The following is a 604-nucleotide window of genomic DNA, read 5'->3' on the forward strand; positions in this document are numbered from 1 at the left end:
AAATCATAGGTAATCCACATCCAAAGGTTGTCTACGGCTTAAACACTCAATTGGGATATGGGAATTTTGATTTTAGCCTGTCTTTTGGGGAATGCGGGATTTGACATTTACAATGCCGATAGAATGCAAGGCATAGATCCCACTTATCCATTTAACATGTATGCGGAAACCATCAACCGATGGAATGGTGAAGGGACGAGCAATGAAATCCCAAGAATGACTACTAAAAGAGATAACCTTAACCATAGAACTTCTGACTTGTTTTTGGAAAAGGGAGATTTCCTAAGACTTAAAAATGTAGTATTGGGTTACACTTTACCTGCAGCTCTTACCAGCAGATTGGGTGTTTCAAAAGCAAGGTTTTACGTGACCGGACAAAATGTATTTGTCCTTACGGGTTATTCGGGAATGGATCCTGAACTTGGATATACAGACGGGAACCTACAGTTAAATGTAGATTATGCACAATATCCTCAATCCAGAAGCTGGACCATTGGTACAACAATAACTTTCTAATTAAGCGTATGAAAAATTCAATTCAACTTCTTTGTTGTTAGTAATAATTACTGCAGCATGTGATGATAATATACTGGAGACTACTCCT

At 38.1% G+C, this 604-nt stretch carries 1 protein-coding gene; it reads left to right on the forward strand.

Annotated elements, in window-relative coordinates:
• The first annotated feature begins 57 nt into the window (after window positions 1-57).
• A complete protein-coding gene (locus tag ADIWIN_RS18800; RefSeq protein WP_020895398.1) occupies window positions 58-516 on the forward strand; it encodes a TonB-dependent receptor in 459 nt (152 codons plus the stop codon).
• Window positions 517-604 lie beyond the last annotated feature (88 nt).

This window comes from Winogradskyella psychrotolerans RS-3 (assembly GCF_000427335.1).
Classification (GTDB): Bacteria; Bacteroidota; Bacteroidia; order Flavobacteriales; family Flavobacteriaceae; genus Winogradskyella; species Winogradskyella psychrotolerans.